This is a genomic window from Rhizobacter sp. P5_A1 (genome assembly GCF_056400745.1).
On record NZ_JBFUKR010000036.1, the window covers coordinates 39,511 to 45,573 of the forward strand.

6 protein-coding genes are annotated in these 6,063 nt (G+C 67.2%); 5 read left to right on the forward strand and 1 reads right to left on the reverse strand.

Annotated elements, in window-relative coordinates; translation table 11 throughout:
• Positions 1–7 precede the first annotated feature (7 nt).
• Positions 8–1,042: a sulfate ABC transporter substrate-binding protein gene (locus tag AC1DTW_RS25380; protein ID WP_477984293.1), complete on the reverse strand. Its 1,035-nt coding sequence runs from the start codon at positions 1,040–1,042 to the stop codon at positions 8–10.
• A 259-nt stretch (positions 1,043–1,301) separates the two neighbouring features.
• Here AC1DTW_RS25380 and AC1DTW_RS25385 point away from each other — a divergent pair, with 259 nt between their 5' ends.
• From AC1DTW_RS25385 to AC1DTW_RS25405, 5 genes are all read left to right on the forward strand, one after another.
• The gene (locus AC1DTW_RS25385; RefSeq protein ID WP_477984295.1) at positions 1,302–1,769 is read left to right on the forward strand and encodes a rhodanese-like domain-containing protein; all 468 of its coding nucleotides are present in this window, start codon (positions 1,302–1,304) and stop codon (positions 1,767–1,769) included.
• Between the two features lie 11 nt (positions 1,770–1,780).
• Positions 1,781–2,716 carry a serine O-acetyltransferase EpsC gene (gene epsC, locus AC1DTW_RS25390; protein WP_477984297.1) on the forward strand — a complete coding sequence of 312 codons (936 nt, stop codon included), beginning with the start codon at positions 1,781–1,783 and terminating at the stop codon, positions 2,714–2,716.
• Positions 2,700–2,930 (forward strand): helix-turn-helix domain-containing protein, encoded by a 231-nt coding sequence (locus tag AC1DTW_RS25395; protein ID WP_477984299.1) that lies wholly within the window; start codon positions 2,700–2,702, stop codon positions 2,928–2,930. The genes epsC and AC1DTW_RS25395 overlap by 17 nt, the downstream gene beginning before the upstream one ends.
• Before the next feature lie 125 nt (positions 2,931–3,055).
• A complete protein-coding gene (locus AC1DTW_RS25400) occupies positions 3,056–3,988 on the forward strand; it encodes a family 2A encapsulin nanocompartment shell protein (RefSeq protein ID WP_477984301.1) in 933 nt (310 codons plus the stop codon).
• Positions 3,989–3,993: 5 nt separating this feature from the next.
• Positions 3,994–5,811: a family 2A encapsulin nanocompartment cargo protein cysteine desulfurase gene (locus tag AC1DTW_RS25405; protein ID WP_477984303.1), complete on the forward strand. Its 1,818-nt coding sequence runs from the start codon at positions 3,994–3,996 to the stop codon at positions 5,809–5,811.
• Positions 5,812–6,063: the final 252 nt, after the last annotated feature.

A 6,063-nucleotide genomic window follows, 5' to 3' on the forward strand; every position in this document is an offset into this window, starting at 1 on the left:
GGCTGCTTCAGCGCTTGGTGGCGGCGACGATCTGGTCGTACAGGGCGCCGTCGTCGAAGTGGTCCTTCTGGGCTTTCTTCCAGCCACCGAAGAGCTCGTCGACGGTGAACAGCTGCAGCTTGGGGAATTGTTTCGCGTACTTCGCGATGACCTTGGCCGAGCGCGGCCGCAGGTTGTGCTTCGCGGCGAGCTCCTGGCCTTCGTCGGACCACAGGTACTTGAGATAGGCCTCGGCGAGCTTGCGCGTGCCGCGCTTGTCGACGACCTTGTCGACCACCGTCACCGGGTTCTCGGCCAGGATGCTCCAGCCCGGGTAGACGACCTCGAACTCGTTGCCGAATTCGCGCAGGATCAGCGGCACCTCGCTTTCGAAGGTGCCCAGCGCGTCGCCGAGCTTGCGCTGCGCGAACGTCGTGGTCGCCGCGCGGCCACCGCCGTCGAGCACCGGCACGTTCGCGAAGATGCGGCGCACCAGCGCCTGCGCGGCGCTCGGGTTCACGCCCTTTTTGAGCGCCGCGCCCCAGGCCGCGAGGTAGGTATAGCGGCCGTTGCCCGAGGTCTTCGGGTTCGGGATGATCACCGAGACGCCAGAACGCCCGAGGTCGTCCCAGTCGCGGATCTGCTTCGGGTTGCCCTTGCGCACGAGGATGACCGAGGTGGATGTGGTCGGCGCGCTGTTGTCCGGCAGGCGCCCGGCCCAGTCGGCCGGGATCAGGTTGCCGCGATCGTGCAGCACATCGATGTCGTTGGCCTGGTTCATCGTCAGCACGTCGGCCTCGAGGCCATCGACGACGCTGCGCGCCTGCTTGCTCGAGCCGCCGTGCGACTGGTTCAAGGTCACGTCCTCGCCCGTGGTCTTCTTCCAGTACGCAGCAAAGAGCGCGTTGTATTCCTTGTAGAACTCGCGCGAGACGTCGTAGCTGACGTTGAGCAGCGATTGACGGGCGGCGCGCGCGCTTTCGCCGACGCCGGTCAACAGGGTACCGACCGCCAAACCGAGGAGGGATCGACGCGGGATGCAAAGGGAGCGATGAAGGGGCATCGGGAACCGGCAGCTCGCCAAGAGGCGAAACCGTCGATCGTAAGGATGCGATCGCGTTCAGGAAACGACCGAAATTCAACTTGCTTATGCGCAAATCGATTAAGCGCAAGGCTTGGGACCACACGATGGCTCGAACGATTTGCGCATATGAAAGCTCGCATTGCTTCGTTCCTCCATCACGGGCAGATCCGTAAGCTGACCTTCTGCTGGCCATAGCCACCATTCGGCTGCCAGCCGCACCTCGAATCAGGAGACCGCCATGTCCGCCGTGCTCGCCGATACCTCACTTCATCCCGTTCTGGAGCGTGCCCGCCACGAGGCCCGCACCGCGGCACTTTCCTTTGCCGGCAGCGTGCCCCCGGTCGATGCCTGGGCGCTGGTGCAGGCCAGGGCTGCGGTGCTCGTCGATGTGCGCTCGGCCGAGGAGCGCAAGTTTGTCGGTCACGTGCCGGGCGTCGCGCATGTGGCCTGGGCCAGCGGTACCAGCCTGACCCGCAACCCGCGCTTCGTGCGCGAGCTCGAGGCCAAGGTGCGCAAGGACGAGCCGGTGCTGCTGCTGTGCCGCAGCGGCAAGCGTTCGGCGCTTGCGGCTGAAGCGGCCACGAAGGCCGGCTTCGCCCACGTGTTCAATGTGCTGGAAGGCTTTGAAGGCGAGCTCAGCGATGCGCAACAACGAGGCACCGGTGACGGCTGGCGTTTCCGCGGCCTGCCGTGGATTCAGGACTGATGAACCCGGTGATGGACCTCGCCACCATCGTCGCCCAATTGCGCGACGTGCGCGAGACGTGGCGTCACGCGCAGAAGCGTCCACGCGACATCGGCGGTCGTGAGCTGCCGTCACGCGAGGCCACGTCGGCCATCGCGACCGCGTTGCGCGGTGCCTTGTTTCCGATGCGTCTCGGTCCTCCAGACCTGCGCCAGGAGAGCGAAGACTATTACGTCGGCCACACGCTGGACGCCGTGCTCAGCGCCTTGTTGCCCCAGGTCTGTCTGGAACTGCGCCATCAGGCCCGCCACGACAGCGACGCACTCGCTCACGCCGACGCCCGTTCGCTCGAAGTCGTGCGTGACTTCGGGGCCGCCCTGCCCGGGATTCGCGCACTGCTCGACAGCGATGTGCTGGCCGCCTTTCACGGCGACCCTGCTGCCCGCAGCGTCGACGAAGTCTTGCTGTGCTACCCCGGCGTTCACGCGATGATCTATCACCGCATCGCGCATGCGTTGTACAAGCTGGGCGTGCCCTTGCTCGCGCGCCTGGTCGCCGAGCTGGCCCACGGCGAGACCGGCATCGACATCCACCCGGGCGCCACCATCGGCCCCGGCTTCTTCATCGACCATGGCACCGGCGTCGTGATCGGCGAGACGGCGCTGATCGGCCGTAACGTGCGCCTGTACCAGGCCGTCACACTCGGCGCGAAGCGCTTTGCGACCGACGACGACGGCCATGTTCAAAAGGGCGGCGCCAGACACCCGATCGTCGAGGACGAGGTGGTGATCTATGCCGGCGCCACGATCCTCGGCCGCGTGACGATCGGATACGGCTCGATCATCGGCGGCAACGTGTGGCTCACGCGCAGCGTGCCGCCGGGCAGCCGCATCGCGCAAGCCAGCACGCGCGAAGACAGCGTCGTCGAAGGCAGCACGGCTCAGGCGCACGATGAGCAGCGTCAGTAGCCGTTTCGCCATCGTGGTCCGGCAACTTCGCGAGGCACGCGGCTGGTCGCAGGAGCGCCTGGCCCACCGCGCTCAACTGAACCGCTCGTACATGGGCGAGATCGAGCGTGCCACCGCGATGCCCTCGCTCGCCACGGCCGGCAAGCTCGCGCACGCGCTGGACGTACCGCTCTCCGAGTTGATCTCGCGCTGCGAGGTATCGGCGTCTGCGTGATCTGCAGGAACCCGGTCGCGCCAAATTGCCGTCTATAGCCGGTTGATTCCCGGGTACGGGAACCCGAGACTCGCTCATCTGATTTCCGCATAAACATCCTCACTCTTCGCATACAGGACTCCCTCATGGCAGACACCACCCCCGTGCAACTGGCCCTCGGCGACAACGCTGCGCGTCAGCTGGCCAATGCCACCAAGACCGCGCCGGTCCTGTCGACCATCAGCCCGCGCTGGCTCACGCATCTGCTGCAGTGGCTGCCGGTCGAGGCCGGCATCTACCGCCTGAACCAGGTCAAGGACCCCGAGGCCTTGAAGGTCTTGTGCGCCAAGCGCGACGAATCCGAGCTGCCGACGACCTACGCCGACTACGACGAGAGGCCACGCGAGTACTTCCTGAACGCCGTCAGCACGGTGCTGGATGTGCATACCCGCGTGTCCGACCTCTACAGCAGCCCGCACGACCAGATCAAGGAGCAGCTGCGCCTGACGATCGAGACGATCAAGGAGAAGCAGGAAAGCGAGCTGATCAACAACGCCGACTATGGTCTGCTGGCCAGCGTCGCGCCCGAACAGATCGTCTACCCGCTGACGGGCGCACCGACGCCCGACGACCTCGACGAGCTGCTCACCAAAGTGTGGAAGGAGCCGGCCTTCTTCCTGACGCACCCGCTGGCCATCGCCGCGTTCGGCCGCGAGTGCACGCGCCGTGGCGTGCCGCCGCCGACCGTGAGCCTGTTCGGCTCGCAGTTCCTCACCTGGCGCGGCATCCCGCTGATCCCGTCCGACAAGGTGCCGGTGGCCGACGGCAAGACCAAGATCATTCTTCTGCGCGTCGGTGACAAGCGCCAGGGCGTCGTCGGTCTGTTCCAGCCCGGCCTCGCCGGCGAGCAGAGCCCGGGATTGTCGGTGCGCTTCATGGGCATCAACCGCAACGCGATCGCGTCGTACCTGATCTCGCTGTACTGCTCGCTCGCGGTGCAGACGCCGGACGCGCTGGCAGTGCTCGATGACGTGGAAATCGGCAAGTACCACGAGTACCCGGACACCTACCAACAGTAAGCCACATGTCCACGACCAATGTCCTGAGCCCGACGCTGCCGTCGGGCCTGCCCGACGTGACCGTGCTGGCGCAACTGGCGAACGAGTTCTTCGCGACGCTGCCGGGCCGATCCGCCGCCGGCGGTGTGCCGGTGCCGGCCAACCCGCAGCCCGCGGGAGTGTCCTTGCCGCCGGGCACGGCTGGCCCCGCCACGCCTGCAGCGCTGCCGTTCGGCGCCGTGCCGCCCGGCGCGAATCTGGCACCGACCTCGCCGCAGACCGCGGCCAACGCCGGCGCCTCCATTCAGGCGCTCGTGCCGCATGCGCAAGCGCCGAACGGCGTGCCCGACCACGCACTCGTCGCCGCGCCCGGGTATGACGGGCGTGCCGGCAGCGCTGTGCTGGGCGTGCCCGAGGCTCACGCCGCATCGGCTGCATCAACCGCGCCGGCAGACGATCGCCTCGTCGCGCGCTCCTTCGGCCTGCCTGGCGAAGACGCGCTGCGCGCGCTGCTCGGCGGCCTCTCGACCGTGCCGGCGCAACCGACGGCGCCGACCGCCGCCGCGCCGTCGTACTACTTCGTCGGGGCGAACACGCCACCGCAGGCCGCGCCGTCGGCGCGCCCGGCGTTCGATGTGAACGCGATCCGGCGCGATTTCCCGATCCTGCAGGAGCGCGTCAACGGCCGCCCGCTGGTCTGGTTCGACAACGCCGCGACGACGCAGAAGCCGCAGGCGGTCATCGATCGCCTGTCGCACTTCTACGCCCACGAAAACTCGAACATCCACCGCGCCGCACACGAGCTCGCCGCACGCGCCACCGACGCCTACGAAGGGGCGCGCGAAATCGTGCGGCGTTTCATCGGCGCGAGTTCGACCGAAGAGATCATCTTCGTGCGCGGCACCACCGAGGCGATCAACCTGGTCGCGAAGAGCTGGGGCGCGAAGAACATCGGCCCGGGCGACGAGATCGTCGTCTCGCACCTCGAGCACCACGCCAACATCGTGCCGTGGCAGCAGCTCGCGTCCGAAAAGGGCGCGAAAATCCGCGTCATCCCGGTGGACGATTCGGGTCAGGTGCTGCTGGAGGACTACCAGCGCCTGCTCAACGACCGCACGAAGATCGTCTCGGTCACGCAGGTCTCGAATGCGCTCGGCACCGTGGTGCCGGTCAAGCAGATCGTCGACCTCGCGCACCGCGCTGGCGCGCGCGCGCTGGTCGACGGGGCGCAGTCGGTCTCGCACATGCGCGTCGACGTGCGCGCGCTCGACGCCGACTTCTTCGTCTTCTCGGGCCACAAGATCTTCGGACCGACCGGGATCGGCGTGGTCTACGGTAAGCGTGAGGTACTAGAAGACATGCCGCCCTGGCAAGGCGGCGGCAACATGATCGCCGACGTGAGCTTCGAGCGCACCGTCTATCACGCGCCGCCGACGCGCTTCGAGGCCGGCACCGGCAACATCGCCGATGCGGCGGGCCTGGGTGCCGCGCTCGAATACGTCGAGCGCATCGGCATCGAGAACATCGGCCGCTACGAGCATGGACTGCTCGACTACGCGACGCAGCACATGCAGCCCATCAAAGGCATGCGGCTGATCGGCACCGCAAAGGACAAGGCCAGCGTGCTGTCCTTCGTGCTCGACGGCTACAGCACCGACGAGGTCGGCAAGGCGCTGAACCAGGAAGGGATCGCGGTGCGCACCGGCCACCACTGCGCACAGCCGATCCTGCGCCGCTTCGGGCTCGAGACCACCGTGCGGCCATCGCTCGCGTTCTACAACACCTGCGAGGAAGTCGACCGCATGGTCGCGGTCGTGAAGCGCCTGGCCGGCTCGCGGCGCTGACATAATCGGGATAGGAGCCGATCATCGCTGATCGGGCCCCTCCCACACCACCCGGCATGCGGGTCCGCACCGGGCGGTTCGAGAAGTTGAGGTCAGGAGAATCGCGGGACTCCCAGACAGTCGAAGAAGATGATGGGCAGCACGCGGTTCAGGCCCATGGCGCTGTTGCGCCACCAGCTTCTTGCGTTGCAGGCAATGCGCGCGGCCAGATCCGGCGTCGCGCCCAGCTTGCGCAGCTCGCGGAACATCGTC